Origin of the sequence: Polymorphum gilvum SL003B-26A1 (assembly GCF_000192745.1) — a bacterium.
Lineage (GTDB): Bacteria > Pseudomonadota > Alphaproteobacteria > Rhizobiales > Stappiaceae > Polymorphum > Polymorphum gilvum.
This window is the reverse complement of record NC_015259.1, coordinates 4350358-4371739: the sequence shown is the minus strand read 5'-3', so window position 1 is coordinate 4371739 and position 21382 is coordinate 4350358. Positions and strand designations below refer to the sequence as shown.

The window sequence follows — 21382 nt, the reverse complement described above, 5'->3', positions numbered from 1 at the left end:
AGCCATGAGCTTCGACATGAACGACGCCGAGCCGCAGAAGAGCGGCGAACTGATCCCCGACGGCACCTTCGCCAAGGTCACCATGACCATCCGGCCGGGCGGGACCGACGGCCAGAGCGAGATCGACCGGGGGCTCCTCAAGGCCTCGAACGCGCCCGGCAGCGACGTGCTGATGGTGGATGCCGAGTTCACCGTCGCCGAGGGCCCTCACGTCCGGCGCAAGTTCTGGCAGATGTTCACCGTCTCCGGCGGCAAGGTCGACGAGCAGGGTGTCTCGATAGGCTGGAAGATCTCGAAGGGGAGCTTCCGCGCGATGATCGACAGCGCGCTCGGGCTCGATCCGCAGGACATGAGCGACGCGGCGAAGTCGAAGCGGATCCTGCGCGGTCTGGCCGACCTCAGCGGCATCACCTTTGTCGCCAAGATCAAGGTCGAGCCCAGCGACGATCCGCGCTACGGCGACAGCAACAAGCTCGACCGCGTGGTTCTGCCGAGCGAGCCGGAATGGCGAAAGGTGATGGACGGCGAGGTCCTGGCGCCGAGCCCCAGCACCCGCGCGCGGCCCAGGGCTGCCTCGCCCGCATCGCCCGCAGCTCCGGCCTGGGGGCAGCCCGCCGCATCGCCGCCCGCGAGCGCTGCCCCGGCCTGGAGCCGGCCGGCACAGCCGGGCACGGCTCCGGCAACGGCCGCGACAGCCGCGCCTGCAGCGACGCCGGCCCCGAGTGGCCCGGCCTGGCTCAACACCTGACCGTCATGACGGCCGATGAGTGGCAGGCGCACGTCACGCGCGAGGCAGCGAAGGCGATGGGACAATGGCTCGAAGGACGCGGAAGGCTTCACCAGCCCATCGCCGCTCTCACGCTCCCCGAACTGGACGCCATGGCGGCGAACGCGATCGCGCGGTTCATCGTCCTGGCCTCGCACCGGATCAAGGATCAGCCGGACGACGCAGAGGACCTGACCCGGCTCTTGCTCGGGTAGGCGTCTGCGCCGTCTGCGGACGTCAGGCGCGGGGCTTCGGCTACGTCCACCAGCTGCGCTGGGACCGCTTTCCTTACCACCGCTTCTGCTCGATGCGCTGCCTCGATGTCGGCGCGGCGCTCGCCAACAGGAACAACGGGATGATCGACAAGACCGACATGGAGACCCGAGCGATCAAGGAGGCGCGCCGGTTTCTCGCCGAGACGCTCACCGAGCTCGACCTGATGGCGCCGTTCTACGACCGGAAGCCAGAAGAAATCGACCGCATCATCGAGGCCTGCGTCGACGGGTTTCAGGAGTCGATGCAGCGCCAGGCAGCCGCCCGCGACCCGCTCGACGATCCGATTCCCTTTTGAGGTGGCGCATGGGAATCGATCTCAACCACGGCTCCGGCTTCGTGTATGGCCGCATCGGCCACGCGATCAGCGTGTCCGATCGGGTCAATGCCCTGATCGATGCGGCGCTGGTGGCACGCAATCGCCGGCAGACGCCGCGCGATTATCTCGGGGGCAGCCGGATCGGCGAGCCCTGCGTGCGCAAGCTCGTCTACGAGGTGACCCATACGCCCAAGGATGAGGGACGGGATTTTGACGGCGCGATCCTGCGCATCTTCGACGCTGGCCACCAGTTCGAGACGCTCTCCATCCGCTGGCTGCGCGGCGCGGGCTTCGACCTTCGCACCGAGCGCGCGGACGGCGGGCAATTCGGGTTCGAGACGGCGGGCGGCAAGCTGCGCGGCCACATCGACGGCGTGATCGTCGCTGGCCCCGACGTCGGCCTGCGCTGGCCCGTGCTCTGGGAGCACAAGGCGCTGAACGCCAAATCCTGGAACGACCTGGTCAAGCGTGGCTTGCGCGCCTCCAAGCCGGTCTACTTCGCGCAGGTCCAGCTCTACATGGGCTACCTGGAGCTGGAGACCGCCCTCGTCACGGCCCTCAACAAGGACACCGAGGCGCTCCACCACGAGATGGTCGCGTTCGATCCGCCTTGCGCGCAGGCGCTGTCCGACAAGGCCGTCGATATCCTGCGCGCCGCGGCAGCCGGCGAACTCCCGGCGCGGATCGCCGCAGCCCAGGACTTCTATCTCTGCCGCATGTGCGCCTATGCGGAGCGCTGCTGGGAGGGCGAGCGATGAGCTTCATCCCGTCTCCGCAGCAGGCGGCGGCAATCGCCGCGATCGAGAACTGGTTTCGGCGCGGCACGCCCGATCAGCAGGTGTTCCGCCTGTTCGGTTACGCAGGAACGGGCAAGACCACCATCACCCGGCATGCAATCGGCGAGCTCGGTCTCGAACCGATGGATCGCATGGGTGGTGCGGGCGGCGTGCTCTATGCCGCCTTCACCGGCAAGGCGGCCCTGGTGATGACCCGGAAGGGAACGCCGGCCTCGACGATCCACAGCCTGATCTACAAGGTCTCCGAGGCGACACCGGAAGAAATCGAGCGCGTCACCCGCGAGTTGGAGACGCTGCGCAAAGGCTTGCGGAGCATGGGACCGGCCGAGCGTTCCTTCGCGGAGACCCAGATCCGCCGCCTCGAGCTCCGGCTCGCCGACATCCATCAGCCCCGTTTCATTCTGAACGAGCAGTCGCTGGTCCGCGACGCCGACCTGATCGTGCTCGACGAGGTCTCCATGGTCGGCGCCGAAATGGCGAGCGATCTGCTCGCCTTCGGCAAGCCGATCCTGGTGCTCGGCGACCCCGGCCAGTTGCCGCCGATCAAGGGCGACGGCGCCTTCACCGACGCCGATCCCGACGTGATGCTGACCGATATCCATCGCCAGGCGGAGACCAGCGCGATCATCCGTCTCGCCACGCTCGCGCGGCAGAGCGTGCCCATTCCCTACGGCGAGCACGACGACTTCGTCTGGAAGATGCGGCGCTCCGACATCGGCCCGCATCAATTCCTCAAGGGCGGCCAGGTGATCTGCGGCCGCAACGCGACGCGGCTCTTTCTGAACACCGCGATGAAACAGGCGGCCGGCTTTCCCGACGCTTACCCGCGAGGGCGCGGTGAGAAGATCATCTGCCTCAAGAACCGGCACGATCTCGGTCTCGTCAACGGCATGTTCCTCGACCTTTCGGACATCCGCGACGAAAGCCCGCTCGCGTTCAGTGCCTCGGTGCGCACCGAAGACGGGACGAGCGTTCCCGGCCGCCAGTGGTTCTACAAGGGGCATTTCGACGACCACGTCGCCTACGACGCCGAGCGCCTGCGCCGCGATTGGCGTGACATGCGGGGGCTTGTCGAGAGCGTCTGGGGCTACGCCATCACCTGCCACAAGGCCCAAGGGTCGCAGTGGGAGAACGTGATCGTCTACGACGACGGTCTCGGGCGGACCGCCGAGGACCGCGCCCGCTGGCTCTACACCGCCATCACGCGCGCGGAGCAAGGGCTGGTGATCCTTGATTGACTTCAACGACATCGCACCCGCCAGAACGCTTGCGGTCCATTACGATCTCGACGCCATCGTGGCCGGCCTGCGTGACAGGACCGGCGCTTGGGTGCCGCAGCACTTCCCGAACGGCCGGCGCAACGGCGACGAATGGCGTCTCGCCAATATCAATGGCGCTGCGCCGCGAAAGAACGGTTCCTGCGTGATCACGCTCAGAGGCGAGCACGCCGGCGACTGGATCGACTTCGACGGCGGCCAGGGCGGCGGACCGCTCAGCACGCTGGAACAGGCGACCGGCCTCAAGGGCCGCGACCTCTTCGCCTATGCCGCCGATCTGGTCGGATGGTCGGCCGCGGCGCCAGCGCGGCGCGACCCCTCGGCGGCTCCTGCGAAACCGGAGAAAGACCCTGCCCGAGAAATCGAGATCATCCTCTCGCGGGCCCTCCCGATCGCCGGCACACCGGGCGAGGCCTATCTGCGCGCACGAGGACTGACGGTCCCGCCACCGTCCGACCTCCTGTTCCATCCGGACCTCACGCATTGGGACACGAGGACCGGGTTCCCGGCCATCGTCGGGCTGGTTCGCGACCGCGCCGGCAGCGTGGTTGCCCTGCACCGCATCTACCTGCGGCCGGACGGGGCGGCGAAAGCCGAGGTCGAAAAGCCGAAGAAGATGCTGGGCCGGGTTGGCGGCGGCGCGGTGCGCCTGGCGCCGATCGGCGACGACGCTGTCCTTGGTCTCAGCGAAGGCATCGAAACGGCGCTCGCCGTGATGACGGCCTGCCCGGATATGGCGGTATGGGCGACGCTCTCGGCCACCAACCTCGAACAGGTCGTCCTGCCGCCGGAGGCCCGGCGTGTCGTTCTGCTGGCCGATCACGATGCGTCAGGCGCGGGCCTTCGTGCAGCCGAGGCGGCGGCGCGGCGTCTCCTCGCGGAAGGCCGCAGCGTCGCCATCGCCCTACCGCGGGCGGAAGGCGAGGATTTCAACGACGTTCTGCTGCGCAACGGCGCGGGCGCGGTCCGCCAGATCATCGACGCGGCCGAGCCCTGTGCAGTGGCGGATGGCACGGATGCGCAGGATGGCGCCCGAAACCGCCCGATCGGCTTCGTCGAGCCCCAGGGGCGCTTGCCGCAACTGCGCGCCGATGAGGGCGATCTCGCCCGCGCCCACGCACGCAGCTGGGGTTTGCTGCTCGCCTCGAACAGGACACCCTGGCTCTTTCGCAGCGGCGGCATGCCGACATGGGCCGTGCACGACGATGACGGCCTGCCCATGGCCCGGCCGGTGACGGAAGAGCGCCTGCGCCACATGCTGGCCAAGCTCGCCGATTGGCGGCGTCTGGCGCGAAACGGCGATCTCGTTCCCGCGCATCCGCCGACGCCGCTCATCAAGTCGCTGCTGGCGACGCCCGATCCCGGCCTGCCGGTCCTGGCGGGGATCGTCACCACGCCGGTCTTCGGCCGCAATGGCGCCCTCCTGACCGAGCCCGGCTACCACCCCGATGCGCGGCTGCTCTACCAGCCGACACCAGGCTTTGCCGTGCCGCAGGTGCCGGAGCGCCCGTCGCCGGCGGAGATCGCGACCGCGCGCAGTCTCATCGTCGACGACATGCTCGGCGAGTTCCCCTTCACCGGCCACGCGGAGCGGGCGCATGCCGTTGCCTTGATGCTGCTCGGCTTTCTTCGCGCCATGATCGACGCGCCGACGCCGCTCCACCTGATCGAGAAGCCGACACCCGGCACCGGCGCGACCCTGATGGTCGACGCAATCGCGACCGTGCTCACCGGCGTCAGCGCCTCCGTGATGACCGAGGGCCGCGACGACGAAGAGTGGCGCAAGCGGCTGACCGCCAAGCTGCGCCAGATTCCCTCGATCGTGCTCATCGACAATCTGCGTCATCCGCTCGACTCCTCGGCGCTCGCGGCAGCGCTCACCGCACCCTTCTGGGAGGACCGGATTCTCGGGGCGTCCGAGATGACGCGATTGCCGATCCGCTGCGTCTGGATCGCGACCGGCAACAATCCCGAATTCTCCAACGAGATGGCGCGCCGCATCGTGCGCATCCGCCTCGACGCCCGTGTTGATCAACCCTGGCGGCGCGAGGGGTTCCGTCACCCCGATCTCATGAGCTGGGTCCGCGCCAACCGGCCCCGCCTCGTCGCGGCCTGCCTTACGCTGTGCCGGGCCTGGCTGGCCGCCGGCAGGCCACGGGGCGCGCGCATGATCGGGAGCTACGAGAGCTGGTCGCGCATCATGGGCGGCGTCCTCGAGGTCGCCGGGATCGAAGGGTTTCTCGCCAACCTCGACGAGATGCTCGCTGCCGCCGATGGCGAGGGCGCGATCTGGCGCAGTTTCATCGGCGCCTGGTGGGACCGCTTCGGGACGGCGGAGGTCGGCACCAGCGATCTCTATGAGGTGGCGTTGGCCTGCGAGCCGCCGCTGCCGCTGGGCGCCGGGGGCGACCGGTCACAGCGCACACGGCTCGGCAAGGCGCTCGCCCGCATGCGCGACCGGGTCTTCGATATCGACGGCCGCAAGATGCGCGTGCGCACGCTGGGCGTCTCCCATCAGGCCAAGCGCTGGCAGCTCACGATCGAAGGGGAACGTGGGGAACGTTTTCCGCAAGGTGTCGCGGCATCGGGCGGGGAACGTTGCGCCGAAAAAGGGAACGTCGAAACCCAACGTTCCCCGGCACAACCCATTGAAACAAAAGGCTCCGGGGAACGTGGGGAACATGGGGAACGTTTTTCGACACTAACGCATGTGCGCGGCTGCGCCCACGCGATGGAGGATGGGGAAAAACGTTCCCCACCTTCGTCACCTTCCCAAAGCGCTTGTTCCTCAACGGCTTGCACCGGGGAACATGCGGGGGAACATCCCTCACCACGTTCCCCGAACGGCGTTGCGCCGGACTGGCTCAAGGAGGTGCTCTGATGGGCATGCTCCGTCAACTCGGCCGTCTCCCGGCGGCAGCGACCGGTCCGCCGCGATGGGTCTTCGATCCGAAACCCGACCCTTGCCCGCGCTCCTTGGAGACAATCATGATCTCGACCATCGAAACCGGCCCCGCCGAAGCGGGGGTCATCACATTCCGTCCGCATCCGGCTCATGCGCATCGCGCCATTCTCAGCCTCGATCTCGGCACCACGACTGGCTGGGCGTTGCGCAGCCATGACGGCCTGATCACGAGCGGCACGGTCTCTTTCCGGCCGAGCCGCTATGACGGTGGCGGCATGCGCTACCTGCGCTTCCGGAGCTGGCTGGACCAGATCGCCGCCGACGCCGGCGGTCTCGCGGCGATCTATTTCGAGGAGGTTCGCCGGCATGTCGGTACCGATGCGGCCCATCTCTATGGCGGCTTCCTGGCGACGCTGAGCGCTTGGTGTGAGAGCCACGCGATCGCCTATCAGGGCGTTCCGGTCGGCACGATCAAGCGGCACGTCGCCGCCAAGGGCAACGCCGACAAGGCCGCCGTCATGGCCGCCGTTCGCGCCCGCGGCTTCTCACCCGCGGACGATAATGAAGCCGACGCCATCGCCATCCTGCTCTGGGCCATCGAGACCGAGGGAGGTGTGCGATGAGCGGGGAGACGATGCTCAAACATGCCGCGTCGGTCGTCGCCGAGCGCCGCAAGATATACGGCGAGCCGGCCGCCGCGATGGCCGTGGTCGCCAGACGCTGGTCGATCACGCTCGGCCGGCCCATCACGCCGGCGGAGGTCGTGCTCTGCCTCATCGATCTGAAGCTGGCGCGGCTCGGGCACGATCCGAAGCATCAGGACTCGATCCTCGACATCGCCGGCTATGCAGCGGTGCTGCAGGAGGTCGGACGATGAGATGGCTGCCGAAAGGATATGGCGGCGAACGCCGGTCGGCCGAAGAGGTCAAGCGGGAGGGTTGGCGCGAGCAGGGCCTCCTCGTCGTCAGCCCCACCGATCCGCGCCTCACCTGGCCCGAGCGAGAACTGGTTCGCCAGCTCGGCGAGAAGCTCTATGGCGGACGGCGCCTGCCGACGGAGCAACGGCATGGCTGATTGGACTCGCGAACAAGTCGAGGAGCGGCTGATCGAAGCTGCTGACGTCATGAAGCGCCTCCCCGAGGTTCGGGTGCAGGGGTATTTCTCGGTGTGGCCGAAGATCGTGCATGAGTTCGCTGATCTCGTCGGTCAGGAGCCGCCGCGCATGAAGCGTCCGCCGCCCTTGCCGGACGCCATCAGCCGCATGGAGGCGACGCTGCCCTGGCTCAGATGGCTGGAGCCCGACGATGCCCGGCTTGTCTGGGCGCGCGCCGAGGGCACGCCGTGGAAGCCGATCTGCTGGCGCTTTGGGATCTCCCGCGCCACGGCGTGCCGCCGCTGGGAGTACGGCCTCAGCGTCATCACCTGGAAGCTGAATGGACAGCAAGTGCCGGCGAAGCGTTCGCGCGCCTTCCTCGTCGACCGAGTTCGGTCGTCAAGTTCATTTTGATTCGTGAGACAATTTTCGCTGAGACATTTCCCGGCGAGACACACATCGGCGATTTGGGCTAGTTCTCCGGTATCCTCAGGCGAGCCGCGTGCGGGGATGATCACCGACCGGCGAGATGCACGGTTCCTCCCTGGCCGAAATCGTATGCTGGCGGCAATGGCGCGACACTTTCCCAGTGACGGCGCCGAAATAGGCCATTTCGTTTCGCTCGCATCGTCGCGCTCGTGAATTCAAACACTTGGGCGTCTGCGGACCTCGGCGACAGCGTAGCCGCCGGTCGGGGGCGTTTCGTTTCGAGCGCATCGGCGAAGCGGCACTGGTTTCGCCGGCGCAGCGCGTCGGCGGGCTTCGCGACCGCCGGATCAGATCCTTCACCCATCGCACCGGACCGACCATGGACGTCGTCGAAACGCCGATCGACAAGCTTGTGCCCTATGCGCGCAACCCGCGCCGCAACGAGGAGGCTGTCGCCACGGTCGCCGCCTCGCTGGCCGAGTTCGGCTGGCGTCAGCCGATCGTCGTCGACGAGGACATGGTGATCGTCGTCGGCCACACCCGCTACGAGGCGGCCAAGCGGCTCGGCATGACGAGCGTGCCGGTGCATGTCGCGCATGGCCTGACGCCGGCGCAGCTGCGCGCCTACCGGCTGATGGACAACCGCTCGCATCAGAATGCGAGCTGGGACGACGAGCTGCTCAAGCTCGAACTGGCCGATCTGAAGCTCGACGAGTTCGACCTGGCGCTGACCGGTTTCGAGGACGACGAACTGGCCCGTCTCCTGGCCGAGGCGCCCGTCGAGGGGCTGGTGGACGAAGACGAGGTTCCGGAGCCGCCCGCCACGCCCGTCACCCGCCGCGGCGATCTCTGGATCCTTGGGGAGCACCGCCTGCTCTGCGGAGATTCGATCTCGGCCAAGGATGTCATCCGACTGATGAACGGCGAACGCGCCGCGCTGTTTGCGACCGATCCGCCCTACCTCGTCGACTATGACGGCACCAACCATCCGACGAAGAAGAACGCATCCGCCCGCGCCAAGAAGATCGCGAACAAGGACTGGTCCGACGACTACATCGAACAGAAGCACTGGGACGATTCATCCCAGGGGCCGCAGTTCTATGAAGCGTTCATGCAGGTCGCCATCGACTGCGCCATCAAGGAGGACGCGGCCTGGTATTGCTGGCATGCCTCGCGGCGCCAGGCGATGCTGGAAGCCTGCTGGTCGAAGTTCGACGTTCTGCATCACCAGCAGATCATCTGGGCCAAGAGCCGTCCGGTGCTCACGCGCTCGATCATGCTGTGGGCGCACGAGCCCTGCCTGTTCGGCTGGCGCTCGGGCAACAAGCCGCGCGTCAACCGCGAAGGCTTCGAGAACTGGCCGACGACGGTGTGGTCCATCCCGTCGAGCGAGATCGAGACGCGCGAGCACCCGACCTCGAAACCGGTGCGCGTGTTCACGCTGCCGATGGAGCTGCACACCGTGCCGGGGGAAATCTGCTACGAGCCCTTCTCGGGCTCGGGCTCGCAGATCATCGCGGGCGAGCGCACGGGTAGACGCGTCTACGGCCTCGAACTCTCTGAGACCTTTTGTGACGTGATCGTCAACCGCTGGCAGGCCTTCACGGGGAAATCGGCAAGGCTGGACGGCGAGAATCGCAGCTTCGACAAGGTGAAGACCGAGCGCATCGGCGCTCGTGACAGCGATCAGGACGCCGCATGATGCAGTCGCGCCGAATGTCCTTGATCGAGGCGTTGAGCAATGTCGCGATCGGTTACGGCGTGGCCGTGCTGACCCAGATCGCGGTCTTCCCGCTGTTCGGTCTGCAGGTGTCCCTGAGCGACAATCTGTTGATCGGCGCTCTATTCACGCTGGTATCCGTGGCGCGCAGCTATGCCGTGCGGCGCATGTTCGAGAGAATGCGCTCTTGGACTGCATAAGCAAAACGCCGCCGCCCATGGCGGGCAGCGGCGGCTCAGTGATGATGGCGTGTCAGCGGGTGGTCGTTCCGAGCAGCTTCGCCCGGAAGTCGGCGCCCACCGGCCGGCTCTCGCCAACGGTGCGGCCGGCCCGGAGCGCGCCGGCACGGCCGACAAAATAGAAGCCGACCTGTTCGCCGGTTTCCCGGCGCGTTCGCGTGAGGACCGTGTAGCGGGTCGAGCGCGCATCAGCGATGATCGCTTCGCCTCGGTGCTGCAGGGCGGCGACGAGACGGTCGTGGATGGTGATCCTCGCCATGGCCTCAACCCTCCCGGCTGAGGCGGTAGACCCGACCGCGTCCCTCGATCTTCTCGGAGGTCACGTCGAGCCCGAGCTTCTTCTTGAGCGCCCCGGCGATGGCGCCGCGCACGGTGTGCGGCTGCCAGCCGAAGGCGGCGGCGATCTCGGCGATGGTTGCTCCGTCGGCGCCCTGCAGCATGGCGATCAGCTGGGCCTGCTTGCTGCCTTCGCGGGCATTTGGCTTCGTTGGCGTCTTGACGGCAGCGTGATCGCTTTGCGTCGGCTCCGCAGCGTCGCGCGAGGCCTCCGGCTCGATGCCAATGGCGGCGAGCCCGTGCTCGGTGATCGCGAGTGTGACGCCGTGGCCGTCGCCGGTCTCGCGCCAGACGTGCTCGCCGATGCGCGCGTCGGCATCGATCTCTTCAAGCAGGCCCTGCTTGAGGAGCGAAGCGATCACTTTCTGCGCGGCGCCGCCCTTGAGGTTCTTCGGGAGCGGTAGCGCCAGCATGTTCGCGCGCTGCGCGGCGGCGCTGAGGACGATCGTCTGTGTGTCGGAGAGTTTGGTCATGGGGCAACCCTTCTTCAGGAGAGGCGCGCGACCATCGCGGACCTTCTACTGCCCCGAGCCCCGAGGGCGCGCCCATCGGGGCGAAGGCGGGAAGCAGCGCGCCTAATCGGCGTGCTCGCCCTCCTTGAAGGCGGCGTCGGTGATGCGCTTCAGGAGTTCGGCGTAGTGGCTGAGCGTTCCGACGTGGCCCCAGTTGATCTCGTCGGGGCTGGTGTCGAAATGGTCGTCGCTCAGCACCTTGATGCGCTCCAGCATCGCGTCGATCTCCGCCTTCTTGGCGATGAAAGCGTCGAGGGCGGAAGCGGTGTTTCGGGACTTGGTCATGGCGGTCTCCAGCGCTTGATGGTGACCCCATACAGGCTCTGATCGGCACCCTCATCAAGTCGATAAGTGCATCATTTCATTGCTTTTTCTGCAGTGATGGCGGGGCTCCCGACATGACCTGATCTTGCCCGGGAGCGGCCCCCGTTCATGGCGACCAATACCCAACCGATCGCGGTCATCGCCCGGCTCCTGGACCTGACCGAAAGGCGGGTCCAGCAGCTGGCGCGCGACGGGATCATCCCGGCGTCAGCCCGCACCGGCCCCGAGCGCGGGCGCTACGATCTCGTCGGCACGGTGCGCGGCTATGTGCGCTACCTGCGCGAGCTGGCGACGCGGTCGCAGACGGGCGCCGCCGATTTCGGTGTCGAGCGCGCCCGGCTGATCAAGGCCAAGGCCGATCTCGCCGAAATGGACGCCCAAGTTCGGCGCGGCGATCTCTTGCCGGCCGCTCAGGTCGAGGAGGCGTGGATCGCGGTGCTGGCCCGCCTGCGCGCGCGTCTGCTGGTCCTACCCGACAGGCTGGCGCCGCTCGTCCACGAGGAGACGACCATTGCCGGCACGCGCGCGCAGATCCGCGACGCGATCACCGAAGCGCTCGCGGAACTCGCCAGCCTCCCGACCATCGCCGTTGATGCTGAAGGGGCCGGCGCGGCTGGCGCAGGCGACACGCAAGGCGCTGATGATCCTGGCGCCGCCGCCGACCCTGACGATCAGTGAATGGGCCGACGCCAGGCGCCGCCTGAGTTCCGAAGCCAGCGCCGAGCCCGGCCGCTGGCGCACGGAACGGGCCATCTACCAGCGCGGCATCATGGACGCGATCTCCGATCCGGCGGTCGAAAGCGTCGTCGTGATGTCGTCGAGCCAGACCGGCAAGACGGAGGTGCTGCTCAACACCGTTGCATTCCACATCGACCAGGACCCGGCGCCGGTGATGGTGGTGATGCCGACGGAACGCGATGCGGAGACCTGGTCGAAGGACCGTTTCTCGCCGATGGCGCGCGATACGCCCTGTCTGCATGGGCGCATCTCGGATCCGAAGTCGCGGGACGGTTCGAACAAGATCCTGCACAAGAAGTTTCCCGGCGGGCATCTGACCATCGTTGGCGCCAATGCACCCTCGGGCCTGGCCAGCCGGCCGATCCGCATCCTCCTGTGCGACGAGGTCGACCGCTATCCGTTCAGCGCCGGCGCCGAGGGCGATCCGGTCAATCTGGCGAAGAAGCGCACCGTCACCTTCTGGAACCGCAAGATCGTCCTGGTCTCGACGCCGACCATCCGTGGCGCGAGCCGGATCGAGACCGCCTATGCCGAAAGCGACAGGCGCCGGTTCTTCGTGCCGTGCCCAGAATGCGGCGAGCATCAGACGCTGGTCTGGGAGCAGGTTCGCTGGGACCGCGAGGCGGACGGCGCCCACCGGCCGGAGACCGCGCGATACCAATGCCGCCATTGCGGCGCGCATTGGAGCGACGCCGAACGCTGGGCCGCCGTGCGCCGGGGCGAATGGCGGGCCGAGGCCCCGTTCGACGGCATCGCCGGCTTTCACCTGAACGAGGTCTATTCCTCCTGGGTCCGCCTGGAAGCCATGGTGCGCACCTTTCTGTCGGCGAAGGATCACGGCGACGAGGCGATGAAGACCTTCGTCAACACATCGCTGGGCGAAACCTGGGTCGAGACGGGCGAAGCGCCGGACTGGCAGCGGCTCTACGATCGCAGGGAGAGCTGGCCGGCCGGTACGGTGCCGATGGGCGGCTTGTTCCTCACGGCCGGCGCCGACGTCCAGAAGGACCGGATCGAGGTCGACGTCTGGGCCTGGGGGCGCGGGCTGGAGAGCTGGCTCGTCGACCACATTGTCATCGAGGGCGGCCCCGAACACGCCGCCGCCTGGTCCGCGTTGGACGGTCTCTTGGGCCGCAGCTGGCCGCACGCCTCTGGGGTGGCGATGGGCCTGTCGCGCCTCGCGATCGACACCGGTTTCGAGGCGCCGTCGGTCTACGGCTGGGCCCGGCGCGCCGGCTTCGCGCAGGTGGCGCCGGTCAAGGGTGTCGAGGGTTTCAATCGGGCGAGCCCGGTCTCCGGCCCGACCTATGTCGATGCGACCGCCGGCGGCAAGCGATTGCGGCGCGGCGCGCGGCTATGGACGGTGGCGGTGTCGACCTTCAAGGCCGAGACCTATCGCGTCCTCCGGCTCGAACGGCCGACCGACGAGGAGCGTGCCGGAGGCGCGCGCTTCCCCGCAGGGACCATCCACCTGCCGGCTTGGGCCGACAGCGAGTGGTGCAAGCAGTTCGTCGCCGAGCAGCTGGTGACGGTGAAGACCAGGCGCGGGTTTCAGCGGCTCGAATGGCAGAAGCTGCGCGAGCGTAACGAGGCGCTGGATTGCCGGGTCTACGCACGAGCCGCCGCCTGGATCGCCGGCGCCGACCGCTGGGGCGAGGAGAAATGGCGTGATCTCGAACGCCAGGTCGGCTCGCTCGATCCACGCGACACAGCGGCGCCAGAGACGACGGCCTCTGACCCCGGCACGCCAGAGATCGCCTCCGCGGGTCTGGTGCGCCGAGCACCAGCCCGGCGCGGCCGACGGGTGTTCACGCCCAGCTATCTGAGTTGAGACCATGACGCTTGAGGACATGATCGCGCGCCGCGATGCGCTGCTCGCCGCCCGATGGCGCGGCGTGCGCACCGTCGAGGTCGAGGGGCGCCGCATCACCTATGCGAGCGATGCCGAAATGGCGGCCGCCCTCGGCGACCTCGAACGTCGGATCGCCGAGGAGCAAACCGGCGCGCGCCGTCGCATCGTTCGCACGACGGCAAGCAAGGGGCTCTGACCCGTGCTGGAATCGATCACACGGTGGCGCCGCCGCATCGGCGCTCTGGTGGGCGGCTTTGAAGCGGGACAGGGAAGCCGAAGGCTGCGGCACTTCCAGCCGAGCCGGGCGCATCTCAACACGCTGATCGCGGCCGCCGGCGCCGACATCACCGCGCGCGCCCGCTGGCTCGTGCGCAACAACGGCTATGCGGCGAACGCCATCGAGAGTTGGGCCGGCAATGTGGTGGGCGACGGCATCAAGCCGTCGTCCCTGATCGCCGATGCCGATCTCAAGGCGCGCGTGCAGCGCCTCTGGCTCGACTGGACCGACGACAGCGATGCGGAGGGGTTCACCGACTTCTACGGCCAGCAACGGCGCGCCGCGCGCGAGGTGTTCATCGCCGGCGAAGTGTTCTTCCGCTTCCGTCCGCGCCGGCCCGAGGACGGGCTCATGGTGCCGCTGCAGCTGCAGATGATCCCCTCCGAGATGCTGCCGCTCACCCGCAACGAGCAGCTTCCCGGCGGCAACGTCATTCGCCAAGGTATCGAGTTCGACCGGATCGGCAGGCGCATGGCCTACCACTTCCTGCGCCGCCATCCCGGCGACGTGACCGATCCGGGCCTCTCCGGCGAGACGGTGCGGGTGCCGGCGTCCGAGGTCATCCACGTCATCGATCCGGTCGATGCGGGACAGTTGCGCGGGATTTCCCGCTTTGCGCCGGGTATCGTGAAGCTGTTCCTGCTCGACCAGTACGACGATGCGGAGCTCGACCGGAAGAAGGTCGCGGCAATGCACGCGCTGTTCATCACCACACCGGCGCCGGCGGAGCCCTTCGACGTCGCCGAGAGCGACGAAGGCGGCGAAAGAACGATGGACCTGCAGCCCGGCCAGATCGTCATGCTGGAGCCGGGCGAGGAAGTGCAGACCTCGGCGCCTGCCGATGTCGGCCAGACCTACGAACCGTTCCAATACCGCACGCTGCTGCAGGTCTCGGCGGCGCTCGGCATTCCGTACGCGTATCTGTCGAACGACATGCTGAAGGCGAACTACTCGAACTCGCGGCTCGCGCTGCTGGAATTCCGCCGCCGCATCGAGGCCTATCAGCATTCGGTCATGGTCTGGCAGATCTGTCGACGGGTCTGGGCGCGATGGCTCGATACGGCGGTCATGACGGGCGCGATTGCCTTGCCCGATTACGAACAGCAGCGGCGCACCTGGCTCGGCTGTTCCTGGTTGCCGCCCAAATGGGACTGGGTCGATCCGTTGAAGGACGCGCGCGCCGAGATCGAACAGATCGAGGCGGGGCTGAAGAGCCGGACGCAGGCGCTCGCCGAGCGCGGCTATGACGCCGATCAGGTCGATGCCGAGATTGCTGCGGACCGTGCGCGAGAGCGTCAGCTTGGCCTCTCCTTCGGCAGCGCATCCTCCGACCCCACGCTGCTGAACGATGCTCAGGCAGCACCAGCGGACAACCAGGCGAACGTCGCCGCCGACTGAGGTTTCCATGACACGATTGAATCCGCTGCTCACCCGGCTCGGTGGCCGGCCCTTGGCGATCGCCCCGCGGGCGCTCGACGGCCTGCTCGCCGCCGGCCCAATGCTCGATACACGCCAGGCCATGCTTCCGGCCCGCGATGCGCCGCCGGTGGCGAGCCATTCCGTTACCGATCCCGGCATCGCCGTGGTGCCGATCCTCGGACCGTTGGTGACGCGTGGCGACTGGCTCACCAGTCTTCTGGGCGCCAGCGACTATGGCGAGGTCGCCTCCGCCGTGGAAGCCGCGCTGGCCGATCCTACTGTGCGGGCCGTGTTGGTGGAGATCGACTCGCCGGGTGGCGAGGTCGGCGGTCTCTTCGACCTGGTCGATCGCCTCGTGTCGTTGCGCCAGGATGCGCAGAAGCCGCTCTGGGCTGTCGCGAGCGAAAGCGCGCTGTCGGCTGCCTTTGCCATCGCCAGCGTGGCGGACCGCCTCTACGTCACCCGGACGGCGGAGGTCGGATCCATCGGCGTCGTCGCCATCCATGTCGACGAGAGCGTCGCCGACGTCATGGCCGGCCTCAAATGGACGCTCGTTCACGCGGGCGATCGCAAGATCGAGGGCAATGCCCACGCGCCGCTCTCGGATACGGCGTTGTCGGCGATCCAGGCGGATGTCGACGCGCTCCATGCCGACCTCGTCACCCTGGTGGCGCGCAATCGGAACATGAGTCCCGACGCCGTGCGCGCCACCGAAGCCGCGATCTATCGGGGTCAGCGCGGCATAGGCGCCGGCCTGGCCGACAAGCTCGGCACTGTCGATCTCGCTCTTGTGGATCTCGCCCGGGCGCTGGACCCGCCACGCCTCATCACGGGCGCATCGCAACGCGCCCGCGCTCATCAACCGTCAAGGAGAAAGACCGCAATGACAGTAGAACCCGACCTCAACCCGGCTGCCGAAGACGCCGCCGTCAGCGAGACCTGCGCACCCGATCCGGAAACGCCCGAGGCTCCGCTGTCGGCACCGCCTGCTGGCGCACCGGAAGCAACCGACACGCCCAATACCGATCAAACGGCCGAGCGGCTGCGCGCCGAGTATGCGGAGATCGCCGCCATCGCCGCCCAAGGGGCCCGGCTTGGCGTCGCCATCGACGCCGCCGACGCCATGGCGAAGGGAGTGGCGCCGCATGCGCTGCGAAGCTCCATCCTCGACGCCCTCGCGGCACGCGCCGAGGCGAGCTCTGTCGTCGCCGTGGCGCCGTCACTGGCCGGCTCGCCGTCCTCGAACGGCGGCGAAAGCCCCATCGTGCGTCGTGCGCGTGAGCGCGCCTCGGCCAACCGCAGCTGACGACAAGGAGGATCATCATGACTGTTCTCACCATGTCGCCGACCCGTGGCGACCTGCTCAAATACGAGCTCAATGCGAGCTACTGCCGCGAGGCTGTGACCCTCAAGGCTGGCACGAACTACGCACTCGGATCCGTCCTCGGCCGGATCACCGCCTCGGGCAAGTACCGCCTGTCGCCGGACGCCGAGGTCGTCGGAGACGAGGGTGCGGAGGTCGCAACGGCCGTCCTGATCGAGGCGGTCGACGCGACGGCCGGCGACAGGACCGGCCTCGTGGTTGCCCGCGGTCCGGCGATCGTCTCCAAGGCGGCGCTCGTCTTCGACGCCTCCGTCGATGACGCGGCCAAGACGGCCGTCAAGCACGCCGAGCTGAGCTCTGCCGGCATCGTGCCGCGCGACACCGCCTGATCCACGCTCGTCAGATCCAATCCGTCACCGGCTCCGAGGCGTCCGCCTTCGGGGCCTTTTTCATGCCCGTTCCATCCCAGGGAGACCCGACATCATGGTCGCCATGATCAACCCGTTCGACGCGGGCGGCTACTCGCTCGCCGAGATGACCCAGGCCATCAACATCCTGCCCAACGTCTACACCCGGCTCGGGCAGATGGGCCTGTTCCGCTTCGAGGGCGTCACACAGCGCTCCGTCGTCATCGAGCAGGCGGAAGGCGTGCTGAACCTCCTGCCCACGGTGCCGCTCGGCGGTCCCGCCACCGTCGCCAACCGCGACACGCGCTCCATGCGCTCCTTCACGGTGCCGTGGATTCCCCACGACGACGTGATCACGCCCCAGGACATCCAGGGCGTGCGCGGCTTCGGCGTGGCCGATGCCGCCGACCCGCTCGCCACCGTCATGGAGCGCAAGCTCACCCGCATGCGGGTCAAGCACGCCCAGACCCGCGAGTACATGGAGGTCAATGCGCTGCGCGGCATCGTCAAGGACGGCGCCGGCACCACGCTCTACAACTACTTCACCGAGTTCGGGCTCACGCAGCTTGAGACGGACTTCGTGCTCGGCACCGCCGGCACCCAGGTTCAGGGCAAGGTGCGCGACGTGCTGCGCAAGATCGAGACCGAGCTCAAGGGCGAGACCATGACCGGTGTGCTGGCGATGGTGAGCCCGGAGTTCTTCGACAAGCTGATCGGCCACGCCAAGGTCGAGGAGGCCTACAAGTACTACTCCTCGACCGGGGCGCAGCCGCTGCGCGAGGACACCCGCCGACGTTTTCCCTTCGCCGGCATCCTGTTCGAGGAGTACAACGCCACCGTCACGCTCTCGACCGGCACAACGGAAACGCTGATCCCCTCCGGCGAGGGCATCGCGTTCCCGCTCGGCACGCTCGACACCTTCGTCACCCACGGCGCGCCGGCCAACCTGATCGAGACGGTCAACACGGTCGGCCTTCCGATCTACGCGCGGCAGATTGCCCGCCCCGACGGCAGCGCCATCGAGGTCAAGACCGAGGCCTCGATCCTGCCGATCAACAAGCGGCCGCGTCTCGCCGTGCGCATCTTCTCCAGCAACTGAGCATGAGCATCTTCGCAGAGGCGATCGACGACCTCTTCGCCGATCCCAATCTCGCGCGGGATGCCATCTGGCGGGCAGGCGGCACGGGCGCGCCGGTGACCGTCCGGATTGTCTTGCGACAGCCGGATCGTGTCGAGAGCTTCGGCGAGACGCGCATCTGGAGCGAAGGCGTCATTGGTGATGTACGAACGCATGACGCCCCGAACCTGGCGGAAGCGGATGGCTTCGAAATCGACGGCGCGATCTACGTCGTGCAGGGAGAGCCCGTGCGCGACAGCGAACGCCTTGTCTGGACCGTGGAGCTGAGACCGGCATGAGGCTGTCCTCGACCATCATCGGTGACCTTGGTCGCATCATGGCCGAGGAGGTCAAGGCGGCCGAAAAGGCTGTCACGGCCGGTGTCGGTGAGGCGGCGGAGGGGCTCAAGACCGAGCTCAGAACACAGATCACCAATGCGGGGCTCGGCCCTCGACTGGCGCGCACCTGGCGGTCCGAGACCTTCCCCAAGGGCCAGAGCAGCATCCGGGCGGCGGGACTCGTCTGGTCGAAGGCGCCGGGCATCATTCGCATTTACGAAGACGGCGCCACCATCCGGTCGACCAAGGGTTTCTTTCTGGCCATTCCGACCGCTGCTGCCGGACGCTTCGGCGACGGTGGCCGCAAGATTACGCCCGGCGGATGGGAACGGCGTACCGGGCAGCGGCTGCGCTTCGTCTACCGGCGCAACGCTGCATCTCTGCTCGTCGCCGACAACATGCGGGCGCGGACGGGGAAGCGGGGCGGATACGCCAGAGCCAGTGCCGCCGCTGTGCGCAGAGGACGCGGCTTGGTGACCGTGCCGATCTTCATTCTGGTGCCGCAGGTCACATTCAGGAAGCGGCTCGATGTCGCTTCCGCAGCGAACACTTGGCAGGAGCGGCTGCCCGGCCTGGTCGTCCGCAACTGGGTCGATGGGCGGTAGCCCCGCCTTCGCCTTCTTCGCATCCCAGTGCATGTGCGCGCCGCATTCTGTGCGGCGAGATCACCTGGATTGGCCCCAAGCCTGAGGAAAACCAGTGTCCAGCCGTCGTGAAGCCATCCTCGGAGCTCTCTTCCAGACGCTCGACAATGCGTTGGACGCGAACGTGCGTCGAAATGAGGTCCTTCCCGAGAAGGTGCTGGCAGCCGGTCTCGTCATCCTGCGCGACGGCGATCCGGGCGAGCCGGACGTGACGCTCAATCCGCGCACGGAGTTCTACGCCCACCGGGTCGAGATCGAGGTCTATGTGCCCCGCGATCCGACGGGCGGAGGCGAAGCGGCGCTCGACACGTTGCTCGGATCGATCGGTGCGGCGCTCAGGATCGATCCCTCCCTCGGCGGACTCGCCGAGAACCTGACGCCGTCGGCGCCGGAAACCGGAGCGCTGGCGATCGAGGGGGCGGCCCCGGTCCTGACCGCCCGGCTCGTCGTCACGGTCGAATACCTGGTGAGCGATCCGCTCAGCGACTGATCTTCAGGAACAGGAGTTATCCATGCCCAAGGTACGCGCTTACGGCGCGGACGCCACGCTCAAGGCTTGCCGGGAGGCAAGCTATGGGGTCGCGCCGCTTACCGGCTATCGAAGCCTCGACTTCAAATCGACCGATCTGTCCTCGGCCCAGCCGCTCGGTGACGACCCGCTGCTGGGACGGGGGCGAAACGCGCAGGATCCTTATCGCGGCCTCATCACCGACGAGGGGCAGATCGATATCCCGTTCGACCTGCGCGGCACCGGCTTCTGGCTGACCGGCCTGTTCGGCGACCCCGTGACGACGCCGGTCAATGCCTCTGGCTCGATTTCCTTCGCGGCCAATCCGTCGCCCGGCGACACGATCACGCTCAATAGTACCGTCTGGACCTTCGTCTCCGGGACGCCATCGGGCGACGAGACGGAAATCCAGACGACGGTCACTCAGACCCTCGATCAACTGGTCAACGATCTCAACGCCTCGGCCGATGCCGAGATCGCCAAATGCACCTGGTCCCGGCCGACGAGCACCCAGACGCTCGTGATCGTGTTCGACACGGCCGGCCCGACTGGCAACAGCTTCACCCTTGCAGCATCCGCGGCGAGCGTGTCCGGCCCGACGCTGACCGGTGGCGGCTATGCCCATGTCTGGGAGAGCGGCGCCGACGACATCCCGAGCTACACGATCGAGATCGGCCACCCGAAGCTGACGACCCCGGTCTTCTTCCGCCATCTCGGCACGGTGATGGAGAGCCTCAATTTCGAGATGGGCCAGGAGGGACCGGCAAACGCCCGCCTCGAGCTCGTGGCGCAGGGCGAGGAACGTTTCGCCGCCACCGTCGACGCCAGTCCGGATGCATTCTCGCTGCGCCGTTTCAGTCAGGGACGCGGCTTCATCCGGCGTGGCGGTCAGCCGCTCGCGGGCGTCACCGGCGGCAGTCTCACCTTCTCGAACAATCTCGAACGGGTGCGGGTGATCCGCGAGGACGGCAAGATCGAGGCGGCCGATCCGACCTTCGCGTCCGCCGAAGGCTCGATGTCGGTGCGCTTCGACGGCGCGACGCTGGTCGCCGAAGCCGCCAATGGCGATCCCGTCGCACTGGATTACGGCTTCACCTTCCCCGAGGGTTATGCGCTCCGCTTCGAGCTACCGCGCGTCTTCCTGCCAAAACCCAAATACGCCGTCTCCGGCCCCGGCGGGGTCGAGGCGAGCTTCGACTGGCGCGCCGCCTTCGATGACAGCGAGGGCACCATGCTGCGCGCCCATCTCCTGAACGACGTCATTAGCTACGCATGAGGATGCATCCATGATCCGTCTTGATCTCTCCCGCGAGCCGCGCTGGCTCGATCTCGGCCACGGTGTGCGCCTGCACGTCGGTCCGCTCACGACATCCCTGATGGCGGCGGCGCGCAGCGATCCGACCGTCACCAGCCTGCCCGAAGGGGCATCGAACGAAACCATCGCGGTCGCCATGGCCAAGGCGCTGGCGCGGCTCGTGGTCGAGGACTGGGAGGGCGTCGGTGATGCGGACGGCAATCCCGTGCCGGTCACGCCGGAAGGGATCGATGCGCTGCTCGACATCCTGCCGCTCTTCGAAGCCTTCCAGCTGCGCTACGTCTCGAAGGGTCTGCTGCTGGAAGCGGAAAAAAACGGCTCCGCGCCCTTGCCGAATGGCATTTCAGCGGGGGCGACCAGTATTGCCGATCCTGTCATGTCAACACAGGGCGCATCTGCGGCGAGTGTCCAGCCGTCCTGAACCGCCCCCATACCCTCGAAGTCTGGCAGGTC

27 protein-coding genes are annotated in these 21382 nt (G+C 67.6%); 24 read left to right on the top strand and 3 right to left on the bottom strand.

Annotated elements, in window-relative coordinates; all coding sequences use genetic code 11:
• The first annotated feature begins 4 nt into the window (after positions 1–4).
• The 12 genes from SL003B_RS20510 to SL003B_RS20455 all read left to right on the top strand — a co-directional run bounded on the left by SL003B_RS20510 (position 5) and on the right by SL003B_RS20455 (position 9779).
• Positions 5–748, top strand: a complete 744-nt coding sequence (locus tag SL003B_RS20510; RefSeq protein ID WP_013654792.1) for a hypothetical protein — start codon at positions 5–7, stop codon at positions 746–748.
• A gap of 5 nt (positions 749–753) precedes the next feature.
• Positions 754–981 (top strand): hypothetical protein, encoded by a 228-nt coding sequence (locus SL003B_RS20505; protein ID WP_013654791.1) that lies wholly within the window; start codon positions 754–756, stop codon positions 979–981.
• Between the two features lie 140 nt (positions 982–1121).
• Positions 1122–1337: a DUF6511 domain-containing protein gene (locus SL003B_RS20500; protein ID WP_206771947.1), complete on the top strand. Its 216-nt coding sequence runs from the start codon at positions 1122–1124 to the stop codon at positions 1335–1337.
• Between the two features lie 8 nt (positions 1338–1345).
• Positions 1346–2116 carry an isoleucyl-tRNA synthetase gene (locus SL003B_RS20495; protein ID WP_013654789.1) on the top strand — a complete coding sequence of 257 codons (771 nt, stop codon included), beginning with the start codon at positions 1346–1348 and terminating at the stop codon, positions 2114–2116.
• Positions 2113–3393, top strand: coding sequence for an ATP-dependent DNA helicase (locus SL003B_RS20490; RefSeq protein WP_013654788.1), 1281 nt, complete (start codon positions 2113–2115; stop codon positions 3391–3393). Before SL003B_RS20495 ends, SL003B_RS20490 begins: the two co-directional genes overlap by 4 nt.
• Positions 3394–3451: 58 nt before the next feature.
• Positions 3452–6313 carry a DUF7146 domain-containing protein gene (locus tag SL003B_RS20485; protein ID WP_206771946.1) on the top strand — a complete coding sequence of 954 codons (2862 nt, stop codon included), beginning with the start codon at positions 3452–3454 and terminating at the stop codon, positions 6311–6313.
• Between the two features lie 107 nt (positions 6314–6420).
• On the top strand, positions 6421–6960 hold the full coding sequence (locus SL003B_RS20480; RefSeq protein ID WP_013654786.1) for a hypothetical protein: 540 nt from the start codon (positions 6421–6423) through the stop codon (positions 6958–6960).
• The gene (locus SL003B_RS20475) at positions 6957–7214 is read left to right on the top strand and encodes a DUF6378 domain-containing protein (protein WP_013654785.1); all 258 of its coding nucleotides are present in this window, start codon (positions 6957–6959) and stop codon (positions 7212–7214) included. The genes SL003B_RS20480 and SL003B_RS20475 overlap by 4 nt, the downstream gene beginning before the upstream one ends.
• Entirely contained in the window at positions 7211–7411 is a 201-nt protein-coding gene (locus SL003B_RS20470; RefSeq protein ID WP_013654784.1) for a hypothetical protein, read from the top strand. The genes SL003B_RS20475 and SL003B_RS20470 overlap by 4 nt, the downstream gene beginning before the upstream one ends.
• Positions 7404–7844, top strand: a complete 441-nt coding sequence (locus SL003B_RS20465; protein WP_013654783.1) for a DUF6362 family protein — start codon at positions 7404–7406, stop codon at positions 7842–7844. The genes SL003B_RS20470 and SL003B_RS20465 overlap by 8 nt, the downstream gene beginning before the upstream one ends.
• A gap of 394 nt (positions 7845–8238) precedes the next feature.
• On the top strand, positions 8239–9561 hold the full coding sequence (locus SL003B_RS20460) for a DNA modification methylase (RefSeq protein ID WP_041375670.1): 1323 nt from the start codon (positions 8239–8241) through the stop codon (positions 9559–9561).
• Complete coding sequence (locus SL003B_RS20455) at positions 9558–9779, top strand: DUF7220 family protein (RefSeq protein WP_041375669.1); 222 nt, start codon at positions 9558–9560, stop codon at positions 9777–9779. The genes SL003B_RS20460 and SL003B_RS20455 overlap by 4 nt, the downstream gene beginning before the upstream one ends.
• A 52-nt stretch (positions 9780–9831) precedes the next feature.
• Here the strand turns inward: SL003B_RS20455 and SL003B_RS20450 are convergent, their stop codons facing one another.
• From SL003B_RS20450 to SL003B_RS20440, 3 genes are all read right to left on the bottom strand, one after another.
• Positions 9832–10077, bottom strand: a complete 246-nt coding sequence (locus tag SL003B_RS20450) for a hypothetical protein (protein ID WP_013654780.1) — start codon at positions 10075–10077, stop codon at positions 9832–9834.
• Positions 10078–10081: 4 nt separating this feature from the next.
• Complete coding sequence (locus tag SL003B_RS20445; protein WP_013654779.1) at positions 10082–10627, bottom strand: DUF3489 domain-containing protein; 546 nt, start codon at positions 10625–10627, stop codon at positions 10082–10084.
• Between the two features lie 102 nt (positions 10628–10729).
• The gene (locus SL003B_RS20440; RefSeq protein ID WP_013654778.1) at positions 10730–10951 is read right to left on the bottom strand and encodes a hypothetical protein; all 222 of its coding nucleotides are present in this window, start codon (positions 10949–10951) and stop codon (positions 10730–10732) included.
• A 147-nt stretch (positions 10952–11098) separates the two neighbouring features.
• On the opposite strand from SL003B_RS20440, the gene SL003B_RS20435 reads away from it, so the two are divergent.
• The 12 genes from SL003B_RS20435 to SL003B_RS20380 all read left to right on the top strand — a co-directional run bounded on the left by SL003B_RS20435 (position 11099) and on the right by SL003B_RS20380 (position 21350).
• Positions 11099–11668: a terminase small subunit, Nu1 gene (locus SL003B_RS20435; protein ID WP_013654777.1), complete on the top strand. Its 570-nt coding sequence runs from the start codon at positions 11099–11101 to the stop codon at positions 11666–11668.
• Positions 11583–13559, top strand: coding sequence for a phage terminase large subunit family protein (locus SL003B_RS20430; protein ID WP_041375668.1), 1977 nt, complete (start codon positions 11583–11585; stop codon positions 13557–13559). Before SL003B_RS20435 ends, SL003B_RS20430 begins: the two co-directional genes overlap by 86 nt.
• Before the next feature lie 4 nt (positions 13560–13563).
• Entirely contained in the window at positions 13564–13776 is a 213-nt protein-coding gene (locus SL003B_RS20425) for a phage head-tail joining protein (protein ID WP_041375667.1), read from the top strand.
• 3 nt (positions 13777–13779) lie between these two features.
• The gene (locus SL003B_RS20420; protein ID WP_041375666.1) at positions 13780–15255 is read left to right on the top strand and encodes a phage portal protein; all 1476 of its coding nucleotides are present in this window, start codon (positions 13780–13782) and stop codon (positions 15253–15255) included.
• Between the two features lie 7 nt (positions 15256–15262).
• Positions 15263–16582, top strand: a complete 1320-nt coding sequence (locus SL003B_RS20415) for a S49 family peptidase (RefSeq protein WP_013654774.1) — start codon at positions 15263–15265, stop codon at positions 16580–16582.
• Between the two features lie 17 nt (positions 16583–16599).
• Positions 16600–16989 carry a head decoration protein gene (locus tag SL003B_RS20410; protein WP_013654773.1) on the top strand — a complete coding sequence of 130 codons (390 nt, stop codon included), beginning with the start codon at positions 16600–16602 and terminating at the stop codon, positions 16987–16989.
• A 94-nt stretch (positions 16990–17083) separates the two neighbouring features.
• Complete coding sequence (locus tag SL003B_RS20405; protein ID WP_013654772.1) at positions 17084–18106, top strand: major capsid protein; 1023 nt, start codon at positions 17084–17086, stop codon at positions 18104–18106.
• A 2-nt stretch (positions 18107–18108) separates the two neighbouring features.
• Positions 18109–18423 carry a head-tail joining protein gene (locus SL003B_RS20400; protein WP_013654771.1) on the top strand — a complete coding sequence of 105 codons (315 nt, stop codon included), beginning with the start codon at positions 18109–18111 and terminating at the stop codon, positions 18421–18423.
• A gap of 38 nt (positions 18424–18461) precedes the next feature.
• Entirely contained in the window at positions 18462–19067 is a 606-nt protein-coding gene (locus SL003B_RS20395; protein ID WP_242390288.1) for a DUF6441 family protein, read from the top strand.
• A 94-nt stretch (positions 19068–19161) separates the two neighbouring features.
• Positions 19162–19596 carry a hypothetical protein gene (locus tag SL003B_RS20390; protein WP_013654769.1) on the top strand — a complete coding sequence of 145 codons (435 nt, stop codon included), beginning with the start codon at positions 19162–19164 and terminating at the stop codon, positions 19594–19596.
• A 22-nt stretch (positions 19597–19618) separates the two neighbouring features.
• Positions 19619–20890, top strand: coding sequence for a phage tail tube protein (locus SL003B_RS22530; protein WP_013654768.1), 1272 nt, complete (start codon positions 19619–19621; stop codon positions 20888–20890).
• A 10-nt stretch (positions 20891–20900) separates the two neighbouring features.
• A complete protein-coding gene (locus SL003B_RS20380; protein WP_013654767.1) occupies positions 20901–21350 on the top strand; it encodes a hypothetical protein in 450 nt (149 codons plus the stop codon).
• Positions 21351–21382: the final 32 nt, after the last annotated feature.

Coding starts and splice junctions, on each gene's coding strand:
- SL003B_RS20510 (WP_013654792.1), top strand. CDS start 5: ATGAGCTTCGACATGAACGACGCCGAGCCGCAGAAGAGCGGCGAACTG.
- SL003B_RS20505 (WP_013654791.1), top strand. CDS start 754: ATGACGGCCGATGAGTGGCAGGCGCACGTCACGCGCGAGGCAGCGAAG.
- SL003B_RS20500 (WP_206771947.1), top strand. CDS start 1,122: ATGATCGACAAGACCGACATGGAGACCCGAGCGATCAAGGAGGCGCGC.
- SL003B_RS20495 (WP_013654789.1), top strand. CDS start 1,346: ATGGGAATCGATCTCAACCACGGCTCCGGCTTCGTGTATGGCCGCATC.
- SL003B_RS20490 (WP_013654788.1), top strand. CDS start 2,113: ATGAGCTTCATCCCGTCTCCGCAGCAGGCGGCGGCAATCGCCGCGATC.
- SL003B_RS20480 (WP_013654786.1), top strand. CDS start 6,421: ATGATCTCGACCATCGAAACCGGCCCCGCCGAAGCGGGGGTCATCACA.
- SL003B_RS20475 (WP_013654785.1), top strand. CDS start 6,957: ATGAGCGGGGAGACGATGCTCAAACATGCCGCGTCGGTCGTCGCCGAG.
- SL003B_RS20470 (WP_013654784.1), top strand. CDS start 7,211: ATGAGATGGCTGCCGAAAGGATATGGCGGCGAACGCCGGTCGGCCGAA.
- SL003B_RS20465 (WP_013654783.1), top strand. CDS start 7,404: ATGGCTGATTGGACTCGCGAACAAGTCGAGGAGCGGCTGATCGAAGCT.
- SL003B_RS20460 (WP_041375670.1), top strand. CDS start 8,239: ATGGACGTCGTCGAAACGCCGATCGACAAGCTTGTGCCCTATGCGCGC.
- SL003B_RS20455 (WP_041375669.1), top strand. CDS start 9,558: ATGATGCAGTCGCGCCGAATGTCCTTGATCGAGGCGTTGAGCAATGTC.
- SL003B_RS20450 (WP_013654780.1), bottom strand. CDS start 10,077: ATGGCGAGGATCACCATCCACGACCGTCTCGTCGCCGCCCTGCAGCAC.
- SL003B_RS20445 (WP_013654779.1), bottom strand. CDS start 10,627: ATGACCAAACTCTCCGACACACAGACGATCGTCCTCAGCGCCGCCGCG.
- SL003B_RS20440 (WP_013654778.1), bottom strand. CDS start 10,951: ATGACCAAGTCCCGAAACACCGCTTCCGCCCTCGACGCTTTCATCGCC.
- SL003B_RS20435 (WP_013654777.1), top strand. CDS start 11,099: ATGGCGACCAATACCCAACCGATCGCGGTCATCGCCCGGCTCCTGGAC.
- SL003B_RS20430 (WP_041375668.1), top strand. CDS start 11,583: ATGCTGAAGGGGCCGGCGCGGCTGGCGCAGGCGACACGCAAGGCGCTG.
- SL003B_RS20425 (WP_041375667.1), top strand. CDS start 13,564: ATGACGCTTGAGGACATGATCGCGCGCCGCGATGCGCTGCTCGCCGCC.
- SL003B_RS20415 (WP_013654774.1), top strand. CDS start 15,263: ATGACACGATTGAATCCGCTGCTCACCCGGCTCGGTGGCCGGCCCTTG.
- SL003B_RS20410 (WP_013654773.1), top strand. CDS start 16,600: ATGACTGTTCTCACCATGTCGCCGACCCGTGGCGACCTGCTCAAATAC.
- SL003B_RS20405 (WP_013654772.1), top strand. CDS start 17,084: ATGGTCGCCATGATCAACCCGTTCGACGCGGGCGGCTACTCGCTCGCC.
- SL003B_RS20400 (WP_013654771.1), top strand. CDS start 18,109: ATGAGCATCTTCGCAGAGGCGATCGACGACCTCTTCGCCGATCCCAAT.
- SL003B_RS20395 (WP_242390288.1), top strand. CDS start 18,462: ATGGCCGAGGAGGTCAAGGCGGCCGAAAAGGCTGTCACGGCCGGTGTC.
- SL003B_RS22530 (WP_013654768.1), top strand. CDS start 19,619: ATGCCCAAGGTACGCGCTTACGGCGCGGACGCCACGCTCAAGGCTTGC.
- SL003B_RS20380 (WP_013654767.1), top strand. CDS start 20,901: ATGATCCGTCTTGATCTCTCCCGCGAGCCGCGCTGGCTCGATCTCGGC.